This window comes from Paenibacillus sp. GCM10027630, from assembly GCF_042676305.1.
GTDB lineage: Bacteria > Bacillota > Bacilli > Paenibacillales > NBRC-103111 > Paenibacillus_S.
This window is the reverse complement of sequence record NZ_JBHTGY010000010.1, coordinates 156,634-179,208: the sequence shown is the minus strand read 5'-3', so window position 1 is coordinate 179,208 and position 22,575 is coordinate 156,634. Positions and strand designations below refer to the sequence as shown.

The 22,575-nt window shown below is 45.8% G+C and carries 17 protein-coding genes; 3 read left to right on the top strand and 14 right to left on the bottom strand.

The window, feature by feature from the left end:
* Window positions 1-6: 6 nt before the first annotated feature.
* Complete coding sequence (locus tag ACFQ0C_RS05670) at window positions 7-1,047, bottom strand: phosphotransferase enzyme family protein (RefSeq protein ID WP_379364781.1); 1,041 nt, start codon at window positions 1,045-1,047, stop codon at window positions 7-9.
* 521 nt (window positions 1,048-1,568) lie between these two features.
* On the opposite strand from ACFQ0C_RS05670, the gene ACFQ0C_RS05665 reads away from it, so the two are divergent.
* Entirely contained in the window at window positions 1,569-4,157 is a 2,589-nt protein-coding gene (locus ACFQ0C_RS05665) for a winged helix-turn-helix domain-containing protein (RefSeq protein ID WP_379364779.1), read from the top strand.
* Window positions 4,158-4,286: 129 nt separating this feature from the next.
* Here the strand turns inward: ACFQ0C_RS05665 and ACFQ0C_RS05660 are convergent, their stop codons facing one another.
* The 11 genes from ACFQ0C_RS05660 to garR form a co-directional block, all read right to left on the bottom strand.
* On the bottom strand, window positions 4,287-5,051 hold the full coding sequence (locus ACFQ0C_RS05660) for a class I SAM-dependent methyltransferase (protein WP_379364777.1): 765 nt from the start codon (window positions 5,049-5,051) through the stop codon (window positions 4,287-4,289).
* On the bottom strand, window positions 5,038-5,520 hold the full coding sequence (locus ACFQ0C_RS05655; protein ID WP_379364775.1) for an NUDIX hydrolase: 483 nt from the start codon (window positions 5,518-5,520) through the stop codon (window positions 5,038-5,040). Before ACFQ0C_RS05655 ends, ACFQ0C_RS05660 begins: the two co-directional genes overlap by 14 nt.
* A gap of 45 nt (window positions 5,521-5,565) precedes the next feature.
* Window positions 5,566-7,386 (bottom strand): ABC transporter ATP-binding protein, encoded by a 1,821-nt coding sequence (locus ACFQ0C_RS05650; protein WP_379364986.1) that lies wholly within the window; start codon window positions 7,384-7,386, stop codon window positions 5,566-5,568.
* A 46-nt stretch (window positions 7,387-7,432) separates the two neighbouring features.
* The gene (locus tag ACFQ0C_RS05645) at window positions 7,433-9,166 is read right to left on the bottom strand and encodes an ABC transporter ATP-binding protein (RefSeq protein WP_379364773.1); all 1,734 of its coding nucleotides are present in this window, start codon (window positions 9,164-9,166) and stop codon (window positions 7,433-7,435) included.
* A 286-nt stretch (window positions 9,167-9,452) separates the two neighbouring features.
* Window positions 9,453-10,040, bottom strand: coding sequence for a YdeI/OmpD-associated family protein (locus ACFQ0C_RS05640; protein WP_379364771.1), 588 nt, complete (start codon window positions 10,038-10,040; stop codon window positions 9,453-9,455).
* A 28-nt stretch (window positions 10,041-10,068) separates the two neighbouring features.
* Complete coding sequence (locus ACFQ0C_RS05635) at window positions 10,069-11,991, bottom strand: hypothetical protein (protein ID WP_379364769.1); 1,923 nt, start codon at window positions 11,989-11,991, stop codon at window positions 10,069-10,071.
* Window positions 11,992-13,064: 1,073 nt separating this feature from the next.
* Entirely contained in the window at window positions 13,065-15,104 is a 2,040-nt protein-coding gene (locus tag ACFQ0C_RS05630; protein ID WP_379364767.1) for an alpha-amylase family protein, read from the bottom strand.
* A gap of 271 nt (window positions 15,105-15,375) precedes the next feature.
* Window positions 15,376-16,446, bottom strand: a complete 1,071-nt coding sequence (locus ACFQ0C_RS05625; RefSeq protein WP_379364765.1) for a Gfo/Idh/MocA family protein — start codon at window positions 16,444-16,446, stop codon at window positions 15,376-15,378.
* Between the two features lie 45 nt (window positions 16,447-16,491).
* Window positions 16,492-17,508, bottom strand: a complete 1,017-nt coding sequence (locus ACFQ0C_RS05620; protein ID WP_379364763.1) for an aldo/keto reductase — start codon at window positions 17,506-17,508, stop codon at window positions 16,492-16,494.
* Between the two features lie 153 nt (window positions 17,509-17,661).
* Window positions 17,662-19,098: a four-carbon acid sugar kinase family protein gene (locus tag ACFQ0C_RS05615; RefSeq protein ID WP_379364761.1), complete on the bottom strand. Its 1,437-nt coding sequence runs from the start codon at window positions 19,096-19,098 to the stop codon at window positions 17,662-17,664.
* Between the two features lie 3 nt (window positions 19,099-19,101).
* Window positions 19,102-20,001: a 2-hydroxy-3-oxopropionate reductase gene (garR, locus tag ACFQ0C_RS05610; protein WP_379364759.1), complete on the bottom strand. Its 900-nt coding sequence runs from the start codon at window positions 19,999-20,001 to the stop codon at window positions 19,102-19,104.
* Window positions 20,002-20,209: 208 nt separating this feature from the next.
* Here garR and ACFQ0C_RS05605 point away from each other — a divergent pair, with 208 nt between their 5' ends.
* Window positions 20,210-20,854 carry a GntR family transcriptional regulator gene (locus ACFQ0C_RS05605; RefSeq protein ID WP_258212901.1) on the top strand — a complete coding sequence of 215 codons (645 nt, stop codon included), beginning with the start codon at window positions 20,210-20,212 and terminating at the stop codon, window positions 20,852-20,854.
* A gap of 72 nt (window positions 20,855-20,926) precedes the next feature.
* Here the strand turns inward: ACFQ0C_RS05605 and lspA are convergent, their stop codons facing one another.
* Both lspA and infC read right to left on the bottom strand, forming a co-directional pair.
* Window positions 20,927-21,385: a signal peptidase II gene (lspA, locus tag ACFQ0C_RS05600; RefSeq protein WP_379364756.1), complete on the bottom strand. Its 459-nt coding sequence runs from the start codon at window positions 21,383-21,385 to the stop codon at window positions 20,927-20,929.
* 312 nt (window positions 21,386-21,697) lie between these two features.
* Window positions 21,698-22,171 (bottom strand): translation initiation factor IF-3, encoded by a 474-nt coding sequence (gene infC / locus ACFQ0C_RS05595; protein WP_379364754.1) that lies wholly within the window; start codon window positions 22,169-22,171, stop codon window positions 21,698-21,700.
* A 77-nt stretch (window positions 22,172-22,248) separates the two neighbouring features.
* Between infC and ACFQ0C_RS05590 the strand changes: the two genes are divergently transcribed.
* Window positions 22,249-22,557 (top strand): hypothetical protein, encoded by a 309-nt coding sequence (locus ACFQ0C_RS05590; protein WP_379364752.1) that lies wholly within the window; start codon window positions 22,249-22,251, stop codon window positions 22,555-22,557.
* Window positions 22,558-22,575: the final 18 nt, after the last annotated feature.

The following is a 22,575-nucleotide window of genomic DNA, read 5'->3' as shown; positions in this document are numbered from 1 at the left end:
ATGCTTCTATATTAAGCAATCCAGTTCAACTATAGGGACATTTTGCTTCAGACGGCCTTTAATTTCATCCATCCAGCTTCTCATCTTGCTATCCATCGTATGCGGTTCTACCTTTTTATGAATAACCAAATAAAGAGTAATATCCCGAAGCCTTAGAAAATAAGGCAGCTCTTGCAGCCATGCGGCATCCAAACTATACTCCTCTTGGTAGCCATTCCAGAACGCCTTGAAAAATTCAGCAGCAAATGCATTCCTGTCTCCTTCATAAGCAGCTGGAACAGCCAAACTTAAAGAATAATATAAGGGAATCGCAATGTCATGAATGAACCAATTATAGACGCAATCATCGAAGTCAAACACGCTAATACGCCCATCCGCCACAAAGAAATTACCCTGGTGCATATCCGTATGGATCAAGCCATAACTACGATTATCCTGCGGAAGCTTTTGCAAATGCTTCAGTACTTCCTCCAGGTTCTGCAGTACATATTCTTCCCCTTCACTCACAGACTGCCGGGCTTCTTGCAGCAGATCGTCTTCATACCACTCCGGCCGCTTGGATACACCATCAAGATTGGTGACCTGATAACCGATTGTTGCACGATGCATTTGACCGGTTAGTCGTCCCCACTCCCCAAACAACTGCTGATTCCACTCTGCTGGATTATGAAAGTCGGCTCGCTTGCCTTCTGCTTTCTGAAAAACGGCAGCTGTAAAATAGGAATCTTCAACTATTATCTTTTCTGTTCTCTTACCAAGCAACGACTCATAGCAGCGGGGAATGCTCACACCTTTACTTATTAGAAAGTAAATCCAGTCCAGCTCTGCGGCAATCATTGATTCCGATCGGTGACTGCTGTGGGTTAGCCTCATGATGACAGCCTCCCCCTGCTGGTTATGCATTTCATAGACATAGTTTTCAAAATCGCCCAGTTTCTTGGCATGTTCCCGATTCAACCCGAATTTCTCCGCCGCTTCCCACAATACAGATTCTCCAAAAAGCCTATCTACCTGCTGTTCCATAACCTTATCAACTCCATATGACATTTATTTCCCCATTGTATCATGGATTTATTAAGCTTGATCCGGAACAAATCGTTGAAAATAAAACTCGTCCTTTAGGTGATTTTCGATTCGAAGCTATTGCCTACCTTCCTTACCTCCGCCAAAAACCTGCATTCTATACATCCTTTTGGCCCTCTTATCGGCAGTCTTTTGGAATTCATGCAAATGTGCATCTTTTTTCTCATTCTTGGTGTAGAACTAACCACATTGCATTAAAATGGATGTACTTTCGCAGTTTTATTCCTTATATAGACAATTTCGTTAGAAAATAACTGCATATTCGCAGGATTTTATGTGGGGTGATGATGAGGAGAGAGTCAAGCAATGATTTGGAGGATTACTAAAAGCTAATTTACAACATCTTCCTGTCGAAAATACAGTATAATTAACATAGAATCATAGAATAAAAAGGAAAAATGATAGACTAGACAAGCTTTCTTTACGAAATCTTTGTCCATACATGCGATACAAGCTTTGCTTCGGCAAAACTCCAAGGAGGACTAATGGCTTCATTTTCCAATCAAATATTACTAAAAACAAAAATAAGCCTTCCCGCGTTCAGGGAAAATCTGCTGGTTCGAAAACGTTTAATCCGTACAATTACGCAAGGCTTGCAGGGCCGCCTGACTACAGTTTGCGCACCGGCAGGCTTCGGCAAATCGACCCTTGTAAGCCAATGGATTCATCAATGCGAGCACTCAACCGCTTGGGTTTCTTTGGATGAGACTGATAATGATCTTATTCGTTTTTGGCGTTATATTATGGAAGCTTTAACCGCGATTAATGATTCGGAGTTAGGAGTACGCCTATCATACCTTACTCCGCTGCTTCCAAGCTTATCGGAGAACACCTTCATTGATGCTTTGATTAATGAGCTTTGCACCGTTTCCAGTCCGATAGTGCTGGTTCTCGATGATTACCACGAAATTTCCCGGCAGCCCATTCATGACAGCCTCTCCTATTTTATCGATTACTTGCCGCAGCATCTCCATGTCATAATTGCCAGCCGCAGCGAGATTCCTTTCTCTGCATCCAAATGGCTTGCTCGTGGAGAGCTTAATCATATCGATATTCTCCAGCTTCAGTTTACGGTGGAGGAGACGAAATCCTTCTATCAAGAAGTTGTTCCCCTGCCGCTGACTTCCGAGCACATACAAAAGCTGTTTCAACAGACAGAAGGCTGGATAACCGGGCTTCAATTGGCCTCAATATCCCTTCGCTCCAATACTAATTACGATCAATATATCGACAGCTTTAATGGATATCACCGAAATGTTGCTGATTATTTATTTCAAGAGGTTCTGGCCAAGCTTCCTTCTCCTATCCATGCTTTCCTGCTGCAAACCTGTGTGCTCGAACGAATGGATGCGGCAGCATGCGAAGCTGTTACTGACCAAGCAGGAAGCAGGGAAATGCTTGAAAGGCTGCTAGCCTTAAATCTGTTCGTAATCCCGCTCGATGAACATAATACCTGGTTTCGCTATCACCACTTGTTCTCGGATTTTCTGCGGAATCGATTGAAGCGCAGCGATACAGGCCTGTGGCTGAAAAGCAACCAATCGGCCAGCCGTCATTTCGCGGCACGTGGATTACTGGATAGAGCTATTGAGCATGCCATCCTCGGAGAGCATTATATATCTGCTGCCCGTTTGTTGAACTCCTATGCAGCAGAAGTTCTGAAACGTGGGGAGCTTTCCACCTTATTACACTGGATAGAAGCTATTTCCCCTCATACGGAGCTTTCTGCTGATATGTCGCTGCTTCATACCTTTTTGCTTGTGATGACGGGACAGGGCGACCGGGCGGCGGTCCTTCTGGATAAGATCGAGCAGCAATCAGCAGATCTGGACACTGATCAACGTAAACAAATCTTAAGCGGCTTGCTGTTCGTCAAATCAAACCTTGTTTTTTACAGCGGTAATTATGACCAATGGTATGAGTTTGCTGCGGAAAAATTAGATGGGGAGTTACCAGAAAACCCCCTTTTCTATAATTTTAATTACAATATGACCGAACCTTTAGTAAGGCGTACAGCTTTTGGGCTAAAAGGGAGCCTTTCCTCTGATACAGAAGCAATTGCAGCGAGATTTACAGCGGTTCTGGAATCTCATGGCTGGAACAATTCGCTTATTAATTTATATGTAGTCCAATCGCTCTGCGAAGGCTATTATGAATGGAATCGCCTGGATGAATGCCTAAAGCTTGTGCGTCAAGTGGAACGATCGGACCGTTTCGAACAAATACCCGGCCTATTCGTTCCTAACCGCATAACACTTGCCCGCATTCAAGCCTCAAAAGGGAATTACCGCCTCGCTCACGAAACTATAGATGAAGCGATTCACACTATAGGTCGGATCTCTGAATATTACTGGCTTCACCCTTTGCGCGCCTTCCGGGTACGCCTTTATTTGCAGGAAACGCAAATGGCCCCTGCTAAAAGGGAGATGGCCGGACTCCATCTGGCAGCTAGCGACAGGCATGCTTCCAACCGGATGTTTGAATATGTTACACTCTCCCGTTTTCTGATCGCACAAGCTAAAGAAGCTGAGGCAACAAGATTGCTGGAGCAATTGATGCTGCAGGCTTCAAAAGAGCAGTGCCAGCTTAGTATGGCGGAAATTAGCTGCCTGCAGGCACTCGTCGAGCTCCAAAGAGGGCAGCGACTCGCAGCGCTGCATTATTTGCATGAGGCGCTCGTTATTGGAGAGACGAACGGTTACATCCGTACCTTCCTGGACGAAGGCAAGTCTATGGCCAAGCTGCTGCAGACCTATGTATATCAACGAGAAACGGATGTTCAAAGCGCTGAATGGCAAGGAGTCACAGTTGAATACGTGCAAAGGCTGCTCGCGTTATTTCCACAAGTTCAAGATCAGAAAGACACCGTCCTGATAGAACCACTCAGCCAGCAAGAGCTATTCATTCTTAAGCTGCTCAGACAAGGAGCTTCGAATCGGCAAATTGCCGAAGCATTGGCATTAACGGAAGGCACCGTAAAGGTGTACCTTTCCCGTATTTATAGCAAGCTCGGCGTCTCTTCCCGTACGCAAGCTTTAGTTGCAGCGCAAGAGCTGCTGCTGTTTGAAGCTTAAACGTATCCCCAAACACAAGAAGACGTCCGTCTGGAATTAATTATTCCGGACGAACGTCTTTTTTACCCTTCGAGCTAATCCACGCTAAGCACCTTACCTTAAGCACCATTATCCGTTGAAAAAAATCAATCAAGCCTCTTGAACTACATAGGTCACGCAGTCGCTTTTGAGAATTACGCTGCTTCCATCCCGCTCTATGTTGAATTGCAAAGGCTTTACCGTCGTGTATAAAACCTTCCATCCTTTATAAGCGCGGGCCAGCAGCTCCTCCGCTTTTCCTGTTGTCATATTCAGCTCCATAAGCGGCTCTAATTGGATTCCTGAATCCATCTCAATTTCTTCGATATTTGTACTCATAATGATACAGTTAATTCCATTCGCCTTTGTCCCGCTTACCATTCTTCCCAGCACTTGAACCAGCTGCTGCTCGGATGCAACATGCTCCAAAGCCGATACAGCCACAATATAGTCATATTGGTTAGCAGCAATTTCATAGTTACCAATGTCGGATAAAGCCGATTCTATATTATCGCTAACCCCATACTCCCTGCTGTAGCTCTTCAGCTTGCTTAACGCAGATTCTAGAAGGTCCACGCAGACTACTACACCGCTTCGCGATTTGATACTTTCAGCTAACGGTATGCTGTTTCTACCTACACCGCTTCGCGATTTGATGCTTTCAGCTAACGGTATGCTGTTTCTACCTACGCCGCAGCCAAGGTCCAGCACGGTTAATTCACCATAATCCTCAAATTGCTTGAGTGTCTCCATAACAGTCTTAACCGGCTTATGCAGCCAGGAGCCCGCTTCGAACAACTTGTAATTGTCATAGCAGGCCTCATGATATTTTCGCTCACCGTCTCTAATGGTTTCGATTCGATTATTGGCTTGCACGAATGACCTCCTTAACAAAAGGAGTGACTCGGAAGCTGCCACAACCCGTTGGATCAACTGTTGAATCATCGGGCTCTCCACACACAGCAGCTTCAACCATTTCTATATCCACCCACCTTGCGCCCAAGGAATCTTGATCATCGCCATCTGTTTTCAGAACGAAATTATCATCTATTAACTCAACGTCATAAATAATTCCGATATGGTGCAGTTCCTCCAGCTCATCTTGCTTGTACGGATAAATAAGAGTATACGAAACTGCCGTTCTAATAGTACCTCTCAGCTCAGAAATACCTGTTTCTTCAAGAAATTCTCTTTGCAAGGTCCGGTAAGGCTCCTCACCGAATTCAACCGAGCCACCGGGCAAATCCCATTTCCCTGTATGCGGACCTCTGGCCTTCTTAATTAGCAGCATCCTGTTATCCTTCACCAGTACACCATAGACACCTAAGTGGGTATGCTTATTCATAGTCACCTCGACAGTATTTGTTTATATCTCTTTTGAAAACAGGTCTTAATCCAGCGCACCTTCAATATTTTTAAACTGGTTAAAAAACATCCGGTAATACGTTCCTTGTTCCCTGATTAACGGATCATGTGCACCCTTCTCCACAATGGCACCACGGTCAATTACCATAATCGTATCGGCATCGCGGATTGTGTTGAGCCTATGTGCGATGATAAAGCTGGTACGCCCATTCATAATGTTCAGCAGGGCGTCCTGGATGTGCAGCTCTGTCCGAGTATCGATGCTGCTCGTTGCTTCATCAAGTATAAGGATGGACGGCTTAGCCAGTATGACCCTTGCGATAGCAAGCAGCTGCCGCTGTCCTTGACTGAGATTCCCGCCGTTCTCCGATAGCATCGTATCATACTGATTAGGCAGCCTTTTTATAAAAGCATCCGCATTAGCCATAGCCGCCGCTGCTTCGATCTCCTCATCCGTGGCATCGGATTTGCCGTACTTGATATTCTCCTTGATCGTTCCCGAGAATAAATACGTATCCTGAAGCACGATACCGAAAGCTTTTCTTAAGCTATCTCGCGTATATTGCTTTATATCAACGCCGTCGATGAGAATTCTCCCGCCCGTAACATCATAGAATCGTGTAACCAAATTTACGATAGTCGTCTTGCCTGCGCCTGTAGGTCCGACCAGCGCTGTACTGCTGCCTTCATCGGACACAAAGCTCACATTTTTCAATATGGGAACATCGGGTCTGTAGCCGAAGCTGACATTTTCGAACACTACCTGCCCTTTGGGATTGTCCAGCACAATAGCTTCCGGTGAATCCTCAGCCTCCTCCTGTTCATCAAGCACCTCAAACACCCGCTCTGCACCGGCCACACCGGATTGCAAAATATTGAAAATATTAGCAATCTCATTCAAGGGCCTGACGAATTGTCTGGAATAACTCAGGAAGCTGGCTATAATGCCGACAGTAATGAGGCTTTTTACGGCCAAAACACCGCCTACCACTGCAACCGCTGTAAATCCAATATTGTTGATGACTGCGAGCAGCGGCATAAGAAAGCCTGACCATATTTGCGCTTTCACTCCGACTTCGCACAGTCTGGCGTTGACCTCATCAAACTCCTTAATCGCTTTATCCTCATGGTTAAATGCTTTAACAACATGAATACCTGAGATCGTTTCCTCAACATGTCCATTAAGCTTGCCTAGCTGCACCTGCTGTTCCTTAAACAGCACACTCGTTCTTTTCGTTATCGTTCGGGCAAGCAAGTAAACCAACGGCACTGTGATCAAGCTTGCTAAAGTAAGCGTGGGACTAAGCACGAGCATCATGATCAACGAACCAACAATAGCTATCGATCCCGACATCAGCTGGGCAATTGACTGAGACAATGTGTTGCTTACATTATCGATATCATTGGATAAGCGGCTCATAATCTCGCCGTGCCTGCGAGAATCGAAATAGGACAAGGGCAACTTTTGCAGCTTTTCAAACAGCGCCCGCCGCAAATGCATAACAATCCGCTGAGATACACCAGCCATCAGCCAGCCCTGCAGGAAGGTAAGCAGACCATCCGCAATGTAGGCAACCACAAGCGCAATAATCATGATCTCAAGCAGCTTGAAATTGACTCCGCTGGACTCAGCCATCGCATCAACGGAAACACCAATAAGATAAGGCGCTGACAGAGTAATCGCCGAGTTGATTAATATAAACAGGAAGACAATGGACAGCCATTTTCTTTCCTTCCCCATGTAAAACCATAATCGTTTTAATGTACCCTTAAAGTTTTTGGGCTTAACGACCACTCCTCTGGCTCGATTGCCAAAGCCTGCGCCTGGCCTTCCCGGACCCATCATCGGAATATCGGGCTGATCTTTGCGTTCCTTCGATTGCTCATGCGGCTCAGCCATTTTTCTGCATCTCCTTACCCACCTGTGATTGGAAAATTTCCTGATAAACATCGCAATCCCTTATAAGCTCATCATGCTTGCCTATGCCAACAATTTGCCCATGATCCAGCACGATGATTTTATCCGCATCCATAACGGAAGTTATTCGTTGAGCAATAATGAGGCAGGTGAGGCCCTTCGCGTATTTCTTTAGCGCTTCCTTAATATTAGCCTCTGTTGTTACATCAACCGCGCTCGTGCAATCGTCCAAAATAAGAATTTCCGGCTTTCGCACCAACGCCCTTGCTATCGACACTCTTTGCTTCTGACCACCGGAGAAATTGACTCCTTGCTGCCCAAGTACCGTATTGTAGCCCTCAGGAAAGGAGGAAACAAATCCATGGGCATCGGCCATCCGCGCCGCTTGCTCCACTTCTTCCAGCGTGGCATCTTCCTTGCCAATCCGTATGTTCTCTAGAACGGTCCCTGTAAAAAGCACGGTTTTCTGAGGAACGACGGCGATTTTATCTCTCAGCTTTGTGGGATCCATTTCTCTGACATCAATCCCATTTACTTTTACAGAACCCGAATTAGGATCATAGAAACGTGGAATCAGACTGACCAGACTGCTTTTCCCCGAACCTGTTGAACCTATAATTCCGACGGTCTCACCCGGCAAGCAGCTAAAGGTTACATTTTTGATCACAGGCTCCATCGTGCCTTCGTACAGAAAGCTTACCTGTTCAAAATCAACTCTTCCTTTTATAGGCAAAGGATGTACAGGAACTTCATTCCATACCATGCTGTTCTCCTGCGCAAACACTTCACCGATCCGTCCTGTTGACGCCTTAGCCCTTACAAACATATTGAAGACCATTGAAATAGTCATAAGTGCGAATAAAATCTGTGTCATATAGTTAACAAAAGCAATCGTAGTGCCGACCTGCATCTGCCCGTTATCGACCCGAAGCCCCCCCAGCCAAAGGACCGCGATAATCCCCAAGTTCACTGTCAAGGTTATCCCGGGGCTAAAAATAGCCATAGCACGCATCGCCGTTCTCGATCTGGTTTGGTACTCCTGGTTGGCGTCATTAAACTTATTGACTTCGTAATCGAATCGGTTAAATGCCCTGACTACCCGCACCCCGGACAAATATTCGCGCATTACGCTGTTCACCCGATCGAGAGCCTTTTGCACCTTCATAAAAAAAGGAAAGCCTACCTTCATATTCAAAGCAATTAGCACGCCAACAATCGGAACAACAATGACGAGTATCATAGCCAGATGCGAATCCAGCCGCGCTGCCATAATCAAAGCTCCGATACATAGCAGTGGTGCTTTAACGAAAATACGCATAAGACCGTTCACAAAATTTTGCACCTGAGTTACATCATTCGTTAGTCGGGTTACAAGTGAAGCACGGTCGAATTGATCGATATTTTGAAAAGAAAGCGTTTGTATTTTTCTGAACAGGTCTGATCTGAGTTCGGCACCAAACCTTTGCGATACTTGAGTGGCAACCACATTACGCGCCGAAGCCGCCAATGCTCCCATTGCTGTAATAAAAAGCATCAAGCCTCCCATTTGCCATACATAGTCCATCTTCTGGTTGGCAACTCCGATATCTATAATTTTGGCCATAATGGCCGGTTGCAGCAGATCACATAGTGCCTCAGCCGTCAAACACAGGAAAGCTAAACAAAATAATTTCCAATACTTACTAACGTACTTATTCATAAACAGCATGCCGATTTCCCCCTGCTTGCCCGCAACGCTGATGCTCTGATTGGGCTACCGTGTGATTTAGGATTCAAGCTAATCTTACTAGAATCTTCTGGAATTAAAAAGACTAATTTTTCCTCATCATGATCCCTGCCAAGCAAGCTTAATTACATGTACAGCAAAAAAACCATTAATCCTCCCCAGCAGAGGTTAATGGTTCCTTCACTAATTCAGCTTCAATCGATTGACTGCTTGAATTGCACCATCCTTATCATTTTCTCTGGATAATAACCCGCTTAAGTTTGAGAGATTACTCCTTCTTTTTCTGCCAGATCAACGACGGTATAGCCTGCCCTTGCTCTGAATATTGGATGAGCTCAGCAAGCCGTCTGAGTTTCGTCTCTTCCTTCTTTGCGCTAATAATTTTCCATATCGCGGTCTTGCGGTACGAAGGTGCCTGAGACTGAAAGAAATCCCATGCCTGCTTGTTGGCACGAAACTGCTGTTCATAAGCATCGCCCAGCTTGGCATCCTCCTTTTGCTCATAGGAGTATATAACAGATTTATCCTGCTTTCGCGCTTCGAATGCACGAAGCCCCTCCGGACGCATAAGTCCAAGACTGGAGAGCTCCTTCACCCGCTCAAGGTTTACAGCACTCCAAATACTGCTTTTCTTCCGCGGTGTAAACCTAATCATATAGCTGATGTCGTCAATCCCTTTACGCAGACCGTCAATCCAGCCATAACATAGCGCTTCATCAACCGACTCCGGCCAAGTTAGGCTTGGCTTGCCTGTTCCTTTCTTGTAATAGCCAACCCATAATTCCTGGGTTTGATCATGATTAGCTTCAAGCCATGCGCGGAACTGTGGTGGTGTTGCAAAGAAAACGGGATTCATCGGTAATGCCCCTTCCTTTTCTCTTTAGTTACTCGTTTGATTGTATCGAAGGCTCATACTTCCATACAATTCGTTCTCCTACTTTGAGAATGACTGTAAGATCATTCATTCCCGATTGCAGCTTAGGGGATACGGAAAGCTCAAATAACTTCATTTGGTCGAGCTTAATTCCCGTTTCGGCTAGCGATGATGGTTGATATTGACGGGGATCACCAGGGCCTCCCTGCCCATAAACGTATAGCATCGGCATTGGAGCATCGCTTTTCTCCGGCTGATCATACAAATAAGCTTTGACCTGGAATGGGGCCGTCTTTGTTGAAGTCGGCCATTCCGGCGCTTCCACCGTATATTCCTTTTCAGCCAAATAATACACAGGTATGCCTTCGCTTTGAATGACATAGGCTCCGAATAACGTTTGAGCATCGGCAACCTGCAAATATAGCTCGCCGTTAACAAGCTGAGGAGCAGCCTTCAATGATACTGTGCTTTCCTTGCGGCCATTCCACATCGTTATCGCGTTAGTATCGCCTTCTTTGATTTTGAAGGCATACCTCGTCTCGGGAGTTAAAGTGATATACCCATCCGTACTGGCGCCGCTCAATTTATAGTTGAACGATTTCGCTATTTGCGAGACAGCGAGATAGGAAATGCCCTCTTTGACAAATCCAACGTCAGCTTCATTAAAGTCGTGGAGCCTATTTTCGGATTGAACATACGGCAGCATACGCGGAAAGTTGAATGTGATCTGCAGCCGGGAATTCCCATCGGGCTCAAGAAATTTATCGAGACGCGGATCTGTCCGTATCCACGCCTTGCCGGCATAAGAATCGATTCGGAACCATGTCTGGCCGTACTCGTCATTCCAATAAGCTTTCGCGTGTACCGTCTGTGCTGAGAGTGGATCATAACGCTTAACCATCTGGCCATTCGGATACTGGTATAAAGTGATCTGAGTGTGAAGCCGAATATCAATATTAATCGGCACTTCATTCTCAGGTGCACTTAACGAGCGATTGACCCAGCCTTCCCCTTGCGCTGTACGGACATGATACCAAACCTTCTGACCTTCAGGATCGGCCATAATTTTCTCAAAAGCAGTTACAATCTGAGGCTGTAAAATGGCAAGCTGCCCTCCGATGTCCAAAAACGTAGAAAACAACGGTGTCTCTGTTCTTAGTTCTACCTCCTCGTTCGCAGCCGTTATTTCCGTGCCTTGGGTGTTTACCCACTTGTCCCCAATGTCAGTTTGGATGCGGTAGGCTTTTCCGAACGCCGTAACGAACTCCCCATTGACGTGAACGTAACGGTCGCGCACTTCTCCAACCTGCTTAGCCTCCAAGTAATGGATCGGCGGATTATCATATACATCAGCGCTCATCAGATATTCCTTGCGGTCAACCTGCCGCGTGTAACCGACAGAACCAATGGGGATGTGTATCCACTGGTCCCCGAGCCATGTCGTACTAATTTTGAGCCATACACGACCGTTGTCATCCTTGGCTTTTGTTTGGAACCATAGCTTATCTGCTCCGACGACTCGAACATTTTGTGGGGAAAGAACCGCATTCGGTTCCCCCTTTTCGCTTTTTGACCCATAAATTGATGTTTCCTCTAGCAGTGTGATGGTATCTGGAGGTGGTACGTCGAACGTTCCTGGCTCCGTCACTATCCATTTTTCCCCGGATAACGTCTTGATTTTCCATCGGTTGCGTTCATTGATCCATCCATTCTGCCCTTCAAGCACTTGAACATCTTGCGGCGCAAGGATTCCTACCGGATGCTCGGGATAATCCTTCTCTATATTATCGTAATAAGGTGTATCCTCCAGCAGCAGTATGACCGGAGGGATTCGAAGGGGCTCCGGCTTCTGGACGATTGCATTAGCCTGCTCGGCTGGCATCCACCACAGCATTTGAAGCGAGATAACTGCTGTTATCCAAAGTTTTCTCAATCCGTTCACTCCTTGCTTTTAGTTCAATTGTCTTGTTGAATATATAGACGCATGGAATAGGCAATTGTTTCCTTTATTCCAAAAAAGCCGGATGCTGATGCAGCCCGAGTTTGTGGAATTTGAGGCAGGAGAAGCTCTCTGCTCCTACTAAAATAAGTCTGGGTAAAATTTTTCAGTATTTTTCGAAAATGACTGAACAGGGGTTAACCGAATGACGGGCAATGGATAATGGAGAAAGAGGTTATCTTCGAAAAGCTTCAGTATCGACCAACTGTCAAGAGAGTGGAGGAAGAGGAACTAGGATTCGCTATTTCTCCTTGCACACGTGAACATTCATGTGAAACGGAAGTACGATCCCTTATTTGCTGGAAATGGGGGCATTTCGGCAGTTTCAAGAGGAAATAACGCATCGTAGTTCCGAGTGCCTCATGAATTTTGGGGGGCTAGACTAATTAGAGCATCCTAGTTCCGCAAGAGCGAGATCCAGCGAGCAAGTGCTTTTGTGAAGTTCGAAGGGAGTGAGTCAATTGAAGGAATCAAGTTTCCTCAGCGAATGGGGCGATCTAAAGCGATCTCTCAGAAGCCAATCTCTCAGAAGCCAATCTCTTAGAAAGCATCACTATCGATGAAAGGGTTAAATGCTGTTCGCTCCTCATCGGAGAAACTGTCTTTGTTGCACAAAAGGTTGAAGGGATTCATAAGGAATGAATCCCAACCAGCAACTCGGTCAGGAAGTAAACGAACTTAGCTCAGAGTAGAACAAAGAACATAGGTGAGGGGGTCGGAGTGCGGAGCGGAGTGCCGAGTGTGTGAGCGCCCGCCCTTTATTGACACCCCGGGTGACTGCCCGGGGGATGCGACCAGCATGTCCTAACCGCCAAATTTGCCAAACAGCTATTCGCCCCGAGCGCAGCTCCCAGCGCGCGGGGCTAATTGCATGACGGCGGCAAACACATCCGTGCCTCATGCCGCAAATTCGTTCCCCCTTTCACGCATACAAAGGTAGGCGGGTCGAACATATAAGAGGACCGTCCGATGTTCCGGACGGCCCTTCTTAATACGATCAATTCCTTTTAATATTGAATCGAGATCATTTGATGCCCATTCAACTTCGGAAGCACAAAGTCCGTATATCCATCTGCGAATGTAAAGGACAGGGGCTGCTGTTCCGGCACGCAAGTTACCGCTTTCACCTTCTCAGTTGTTCGAACACGGACCCGCACATCATAAACCGGGATGACATCTTCGATGATATCGATGTCGGCGCTTCTGCGCTCCGGAATATAATGAAGCAAGTGAACAACCCAACGGTCTTGGGCCGATTGCTCATTCACGGTTGCCAGAATAGTGCTTGGCCCGTTATGCTTGAGAACCGGTTCAGGCAGCAGCATGTTCAAGGCGTTCAAGAACAATTGCTTGCACCAACGCGGTGCATTTTGCTGGTACTGGTTGAATATCGGATGGGCGAAGTAAATCACATTGCCATTTCTCACAATACCCGCATATTCCACTTCACCCGATGAAGGCGACTGGCGATGGGAGCAGAAATGCTTGTAGGAACGGTTGAAATACGATTGGATAACCGGAGACAACAGCTCGCTTCCCGGCAGCGCTTCCACTTCAACGCCCTTAAGATACATCGCGTGTTCGGTTTGCGGCAGACCTGCTCCGATATCACCCTGCGGCAAAATATAATCGACATAATCATTTTTGGAGTAGCGCTTGCCACGAACCAAATTTCCGTCCTCATCACGGGTCTGCTGCTCTTTCAGCTTCACTCCAAGCTTACTCCAGCCAATTTCACTTCCCTGCGCATTTAACCCGGACTCAAAAGAAGCAATCACTGCTCCCCCACCATTGACATAATCATCAAGCTTGTTCCCAAATTGTGCGGAAACCGGGATATTATCAGGCATAATTAAAACCTTGTAGCGGGAGAAATCGCTGTCGCTATCAATAATATCAAATTGATGCCCGCTTTCCTGCAGCATACGAGTAACCCCCATTGCCGCCGGAGGCATTCTAAGCTCCTTAACACTAAACTCCTCAGGCGTTAATACAGCTATATCGGTAACCGCTGTGGCGTATTCGCACCAAGGCTCCTTCCGCTCAACCTGGCTGTACACAGCACCGATCAGCTCATATACCGGAGCCGAGATTCTGCCATTCGGATCAAGCTGGTCGCCAATGCTGCATTTGGCATTCAAGGAAAGCATGTTGAAGCATTCAAACTCCAATGCCGCCTGATTTTTGAAGGAATGAAAGTCGCCCCATGATGTGTGGAATTTTCCGGTCATCCCCAGATTATCGAGCCCCAAAGTACGCGCATAGCGCACCGCCAAAGGAAAATGCATATACCCCCAGCCGCCGCTCGGCAAAGATTCCAGCTCAAAATGACTGAAGGCACCAGCCGTCGCTTTATCGGCAATACCTATATGGCCTTTATTGTAGAAGATCGTGCAATCTTTATTTCTTTCTCTTATTAAAGCACTCATCTCGCGTTTGAAATCATCCATCATTTCTGTTGCATAGCTAAGTCGGTCCGCGGCTTGCGTCGGGTCATATCCCGCTTTCTCCATGCCATCCCGACAATATTTACAAGAGCAATCAACTGTTTTTACAATGTCATAAAAAAGTCCATCAACCTCAGCACCGAACATTTCGAGGATTTCTATCGTATGCTGCTTCAGAAATTCCCGATATGGAGTGTTTACACAAAGATGACGGTAAAAACCAGCTTCATAAACAGGCGTGCCGATGGTGTGGCCCTTCTCGTCTAAGCCAATCCATTCCGGATGCTGCTCGGCTGTAAAATGATCCCACTGTACCGTTATGTAAATAGGCACACGAATGTTGCGTTTATGGCAAGCTTCAATCTGTTCCTTTAGTAAGTTCTTATTGCTGAGATCTGGATGAATTCGCTCCGGATTCACCTGTGAGTCATAATAAAGCATGCCATGATGGCATCGAGCAAAACACGTAATCGAGTCCACTCTGGCTTGTTCCAGTGATGCTGCAAACTCTTCTGCATGGAAATCCGCACCAATTGCCGGAATATCCGGGCTGGTATGAAAATCCAAATGTACTTGTCTAAACCGCAATTGAGTTGTCATTTACTGTTATTACCTCCTTATTCGCTCTACATCCTATTATCCGGAACAAACGGTACGATGAAAATATACGATTCAAATATACATTTGGACAAAAATAAGGAGTTATCCGCGCACTCGTTATTAAAGCGCTTTCATAAATGGTTTTGATCAACCTGCTGCCTACGCAAAAGCATACCGTCTCCACCAAATCGACACGCATGTATCATCACCATAGAAGGGGTTCACACGGAACCCCCTATGTATCAAACGCAATCGGATAGGAGCTGGCGTTTTACTGCGCCCAGGATTGCTTGGTTGTCTGGACCGTTTCACCCGAATCCACTGCTTCTTTGATCTTGATGCCGAGGTAGTGATCCTGCGCCGCTTCAGCCAAGCTGTAAAAGCTGGGTCCGCCCTCGACGTATTCACCCATTTTTTGAAGGCAAGTAGCAATGGCGATTTCTTCATCCGTTAGCCGCCCCGGCATAAACGGGTTGCGGTACACCCACTGATCTCCAGCCAAAATTCCTTTATGGTAATAGCCTTCCAGATTGCCGTTCTCCCCAGCGTTCAACCGTTTCAAATTCATTTCGACAGGAGTTTGATAATCCTTTAAATATTTCAGCTGATCATTCATCAATTCACCTCTGTCACCGCGTACAAGCAATCGTGAGGACCGAATCCATGAAAAATATTGATCTCCTGTAAAATCAAAAATGCCCAATTTATTATCAAATTCCAGAATCGCATACACTTGATTGGACATAGCCATCTTCTCTTCAACGGGGTCACCCTCACGGTTCGGACCGCTTACAATCTGTGAGGCAAAATTATAGCCGCGAATTTTCGCATCCGCAAAACCAAGATCCAGCAAGCTGCGCATAATACTCATTCCATGATAGCCATGTGCGGCTGAAACTTGCGCCTGGGTAACCGTACCCAATACACCTGATTTCACAATCGCAATTCGTGCTGCGTGCTGCGGTTGAAAGGCAAACTGCTCCGCTACTTGCACTCTGGCATCCTTGCTTATTTCATGATACAGCTTGTTCAGATGATCCACATCGGGTGCGGGTGGTGTTTCCGATAATACGGGGATGCCTCTATCCGCCATTTCTTTGATTAAATCAGGTGTCATCGCCCATGGCACGGAAAGAACGACAAATGATGGAGCAGTCTGGCTTAACATCTCCTCAAGAGTTCGGAAGGTTGGGACTCCCCAGCGCTGTTCAAATGCTTTGCCTTTCTCAACGCCTCGCACTACCACACCGCTTACACGAAATTTTTCAGGCAATGCCTCCATAATTCGCATGTAAAAGTCAGTTCTCCAGCCGCTCCCGATAATTCCAAAGGTGGTTGCCATCCAATAATTCCTCCCAGAGTGTATAGGTATTTGACCAAGGATAACTTATTCTCTTCCCGCCCTCTGCTGTCTGTTCGCACCGCTATCATACGGATAAGTCACATGGAGCTCAGTAGCTTCATTTAAACGATTCATGTGATCAACGCTTAAGGACCAGCCTGAAGCGCTGAGATTGCTTGCCAATTGCTCGATCGTCCTTGCTCCAATAATCGGTGCAGTCACGCCTTCGCGCTGCAATAACCAGTTGATCGCGGTTTGTGCAGGTGTTTTGCCGGCCTCTTCGGCCACTGCATAGAGAGCATCGAGCACCTTCCATGTATATTCATTGTTATAGTTTTTCCATGATTCGCTCCAGCCCTTGGCATCCGCTTGTGCCACTCTGGAATCTTCAGGAGGAATATTCATGCCCCTGTGAAACTTACCGCTTAACCATCCGCCTCTGAGCGGGCTCCAAGGAATGACGCCGATACCTTCGCTCACGCAGACCGGGAGAATCTCATATTCTGTCGCACGGCATAACAGATTGTATTGAGGCTGTAGACATGCAAACGGCTCCCAGCCATTCTGTCTGCTGAGATCAACGGCTTTTTGCAACTGCCAGCCGCGAAAATTACTTGCCCCGATATAACGAACCCAGCCGCGTTTTACTAATTCGTTCAATGTACTTAATGTTTCCTCCAACGGAGTTTTGGGATCCCATGCATGAACTTGATAAAGGTCGATGTAATCGGCACCAAGTCGGCGAAGGCTGGCCTCTACACCTGCCATAATATGCTTACGGCTCAATCCCACATCATTAGGGCCGCTGCCCATGCCAAAGCGTACTTTCGTAGCAATGACCAGATCGTCCCGGTTTCTTTGTTTTAGCCAGCGGCCGACTATTTCTTCAGATAATCCAAGACTGTAAACATCCGCTGTATCGATAAAATTTCCGCCTGCATGGACGAAATGATCCATAATGTTAAAGCTTTCCTGCTCGGTTGCTTCCCGTCCAAATGTCATTGCGCCCAAGCAAAGCTCGCTAACCCGAAGCCCCGTTTTCCCCATAAAACGATAATCCATGTTATTTCCTCCCTAGAATTCTTTTACAAGCCTAGCGCTGCATTCATATCATACAGAAAAAGAAAGAATAGTTTAAGGACTGATTTTAATGATATTTAGTAACTTCAGGGTAAGCTATGAGCCTTTAACCTGTAGATTAAGCTCACTTCAAATTTAACTTTCAATTTTCAGAACCGTATCCAATAGGGTCTCATCTGTACCGACATTACCAGGAAAAACGATATAAGGGATTCCTGAGAATTTGGCTTCGTCTCCGGTCAGCCATACAGGCACACCTGCCGATACTTGTCCCAGCACTCTTGCTTTGCGAATATTCAATCCTTTAGTAGCAATATCACTAGAGGTAATTCCACCTTTGGCGATAATAAATTTAGGAACGGCTCTCAACGATTGAACAATTCGTACCAGGGCAGTCGAAACCGTGTGGCTAATTTGCAAATTCTCTGATTTGTTATCCACGGCTACAAGCTTGCGGCTGCTGTAGACCACGACATTTTTCCCTTGGGCAAGCAGTTCATTAACTTCGTTAGCAAGCCGCTTCAATTCGCTCAGCCGTTCAGCTGGATCCAGAATCTTTTCAACCTCTAATTGTAAAGGAACAATGTCCGAGTTATTCAGTAATTGCTCCAATTGGCGTGTTGTTTTCTGAACATAGGACCCAACAACGATGAGCCCGCCATGAGCTTCTTGTCCTTTGGCTATCAGCTTCTCTTTGGGTAAATAATCCAGATTATTTATCCCTCCGTAAGACTTAACAAAAGAGGCTGCCGTACGAAAAATAAATGATTTACCTTTGGACTCAGCTCGCAATAACGCAAGTGACAGCACATCCAGATCCGAATAAGACAGCGCATTTACAATGACCGGTTTATTTCCTTGGACCTTCATTAAAACCTCTTCGACAGCTTCCGGTCCACTGCGTAATTGATCTAATGTGACAACAAAACAGTCCTCCGGCTGGATCCGGCCATCCGTTTTTTCTGCGACCCATTGAGTCAGATCGCCTTGCTGATAGCCAAATACTTTATCCTTCGCAAATTCCGACTCATGGGCCGGAAGCATAGTATCGCCATCGAGGATATAATGTGTATTCTCATAGGTCACTCGTCCTCCTTCAAAAAAAGCCGGAATAATCAAATGACCGTCATACTCTTTTCCCGTTAAGCGGTTCATCGTTTCTGATAAAGTGTCTGTCTCGAGTGGGTAGTACCCTCGTAATGTAGAGTCACTGCGGCTGACGAAAACAAACTTCATGCCCGTTTCATCTGCCACTGCTTGCACATTCTCTGCAATTTCGCGGTTTATGCGTTCTGCTGCGGCTGCATCAAGTCCTCGCGTATTAGTCAGAATATAAAACACGGTCTCCTGCTTTTCAAACGCATCCCGCAGCAGCTCCTTGTCCCATTGAGTCAGGACATCGATGTCATGTACGGTTTGTACGCCGGTTGGATCATCATCCAGCACAATAATTTTCCTATGGAGCGCTTCATTCATCTGCTTGATTAAGGGTCGTAGGTTCACTTCCTTCCATTCCGCCGGCAATTGGGGTTGGATGGAAGAAAAAGACAGCTTTCCGCTATGGATCGACACTTATTACACCTCAGCTCTTTTAACTTCCGTATTCGCAAGCTTCTCATAGTATTGGACAATGCCGCCATGATCTTGACTTGCTTTACCGTCTACTTTCAAGGCATGCATAATTTCAAGCAGCTGACTGGACAGCGGCAGCGGTACACCGATTTCATGAGCTGTTTCCATAACATTCGTAATATCCTTAAGGTTGATATCGATTCTTCCGCCAGCCACAAAATTTCTTTCAAGAATCAAAGGAACCTTGGCATCAAGCACAGCACTTCCGGCAAGCCCACCTCTTATAGCTTGGTACATCTTATCTATGTCAATACCAGCTTTGGCTGCTAAAACAAGCGCTTCAGACATAGCGGCAATATTTAAATTTACAATGATCTGATTAGCTAATTTGGCCGTTGTCCCGCAACCGTTACCGCCCACCAAGGTTACATCTTTTCCCATACAGTAAAGAATAGGTTTGACGCCTTCAAAAATTTCTTCCTTACCGCCTACCATGATTGCTAAAGTACCGTCTATCGCTTTAGGCTCTCCCCCGCTTACAGGAGCATCCAGCATTTCAATACCGCTTTTCGCAGCTTCACTTGCAATTGCCTTGGATGCCACTGGTGTAATCGAGCTCATATCAACAATGATTGCGCCTGGCCTGGCCCCTTTAACAATCCCATTCTCGCCTAACACAACATCCTTAACATGCTCGGAATTAGGTACCATTGTAAAAATAATATCGCTATTTGCTCCCACTTCCTTCGGTGAGGCCGCTGCTGCTGCACCAGAAAGCGTCAAATCATTTACAGCTTCCTGATTTATATCGTATACCGTTAACTTATAACCAGCTTTGATCAAATTTAATGTCATAGGTTTGCCCATAATTCCCAAGCCGATAAACCCGATATTTCTTTTCATTTTCCATCCCTCCACGTTTCCATAATCAAAGAATACACAGATACAATAACTAAAGTTTTGTATACAGTCAATATTAATTTTGTATACAATTTTATTGAAATCGGATACGATTAGGGCGAAATACTTGTTATCTATACTTTTGTTAAACATAAGTTTATAATTATCCTTTGAATTGCGATAAGATTTTGGATCAAAGAGGTGCACCCTTTTGTCACAAAGCTATGAAAAATCCCGACCGGCTTACCGCCAATCTTATGAAATTATTCGTGAAATGATAATAAGCGGAGCCCTTCCTCGCGGAACCAAAATTGTCGAAGAAAAACTAGCCTCCGAATTAGGGGTTAGCCGTACTCCTATTCGTGAATCTATTCGAAAATTAGAGCAGGAAGGTCTCATTGCTAATAAAAAAGTTGTGAATCCATCAGAGAAGGACCTCCGGAATACATTCCAGGTTCGCATCCTGTTGGAAGGCTATTCTGCACGCTGCGCGGCCACTTATTTACATGAAAATGAGCTTGCTTTACTTAAGGAATGTGTAAGGGTTGGAAGGACTGGAACTATTGATGAAATTATGCGAGCCAATGAGAGCTTTCATGAAATTATCGTGCAGGCCAGCAATAATGCAGTGATGATAGAAATGATTGATCGTATGCAATCCATCATTTATTTATTTCGGCGTACTGTCGTTTACTATAACCGGCCGTTCTTGATCGATGAGCACGAAAGAATTTATGACGCCATTCATGCAAGGGACGGACAAACCGCTGAGCTGCTCATGCAGCAGCATCTGCAGGCGGATCTGGAATTCTGCTTGCACCTGTTGAGTGATAAAAAGAGCACTTCTCACCACTAATTTCAGTGATGCGAAGTGCTCTTTTGTACCTATATTTCAACCTTATTCAACCCCGATGCTCCCGAACAAGCTTCAGACACTAGCCCTTCGCCTGCTCCTAACTACACTTATCAATGCATCGAGCAGCAGCGCGACCACGCCAATATTGATGGCATTATCAGCAATGTTCAGAATTCCATGACCCATGTGAAAATCAATGAAATCCGTTACCTTTCCGAACAATAATCTATCTATTGCATTTCCTAACGCTCCGCCTACAAAAAACGCAGTCCCCACTTCAACAAGTCCACCCTTGAGATTTCCCTTCCGGCGGGAATACAGGATGTATCCGATAAAGATAACCGCAGGAATTACAAAATAACGGCCATAGCCCTGAAAGGTGCTGCCTGCAGCTCCGCTGTTCTGGTAATGGGTAAAGTTCAGAATATGATTCCATATAACGATGGACTCACCTACATCCATATTCATTCGGACCCATAATTTAAAGCCTTGATCAATGATAGTAACCAGTACTACGATAAAATAAAACATTTCCCATTACTCCTTCCTGCATGAACCAAACCCTATAATCAGCAACCTGAGGAAAAAATAACGTTACGTTCCGTTTCACCTATTATAACAATCTTGTCTTGGATGTGCATATCCAACAGAAATTGTAATATAACTGAAATACAATATTCATCTTCCTTTAATGAAACTGGGCTATACTAATATTCGACCCCCTTTTTTGATATATATATTTGAAAGACCCACAGCCCGTTGCTTGTGGGTCTCTTTTTTTCCTATAATTAAGCAAAGAGAAAGGACCCGCACCTCATGCGAGCCCTTCAATGAAACCTTCCCTTACACTGGGTCTATTTGAACCATCGCTTGCTTGCCGCTTAGCTGAATGCCTGTTTTCTTGCGTCCCACCTCGTTTAAATCTTTTAACAGTGCTTCCAGCAGCTCCTTGGCCCTGTCTCCCTCTTTGCCGCGAATGCTTACTACGAGCAAGACAGCATCACCGGACTTTAGAATCCGTTCCGCTTGTTGCTTTTTCGTCTCATAATCATGATCCTCAATTTGCGGCGTCAGTCGAATTTCCTTCAGCTTAGGCTTATGCTCCTTCTTGCGTTCCGCTAAAGCCTCCTGCTTGGCTGCCCCCGCTCCGATGAGCTTGCATGGCGGAGGACTGCTCATCAGAGACGTACATACCAAGTCCACCTTGAGCTTTCGGGCCATCAACAGTGCCTCAGAGGTCGCAACAATGCCCAGATCCTCGCCGTTTATACCGGTCAGCAGAACTTCTGATGATTTAATCTTTTCATTCATTATCATTGTGAACACACCTGTTCTTTCGATATAATGTTATTACAGCCTATGTTTGATATTACCGTCTAAAAGGGGATTTTTCAATGAATCAAAAAGAGTACGAAGAAGAGGTTATCCGTAACTATCAACGAGATCAAGAAATGATGATTCTCGTGTTTGCCCAGTGGTGCGTTAACCATGACATAGATCCGTCAGAGCTGTATTTGCGGGCTTATCCGGAACAAACGATAGGGGAAGCGCTGCAGCGCGCCATAGATTTAACCGTTCCTAAGGATGAGTCGGGAGAAGTACCGGATGAAACATTACTCGGCGTGTTGTCGTTATTCGGCAATGAAGAGCTGGCTTTTGTCGTCACCGAAGAAATCAGCAAGCGTAAAATCAGCAAGCCTTAACTTTTCATGGAAGTATCT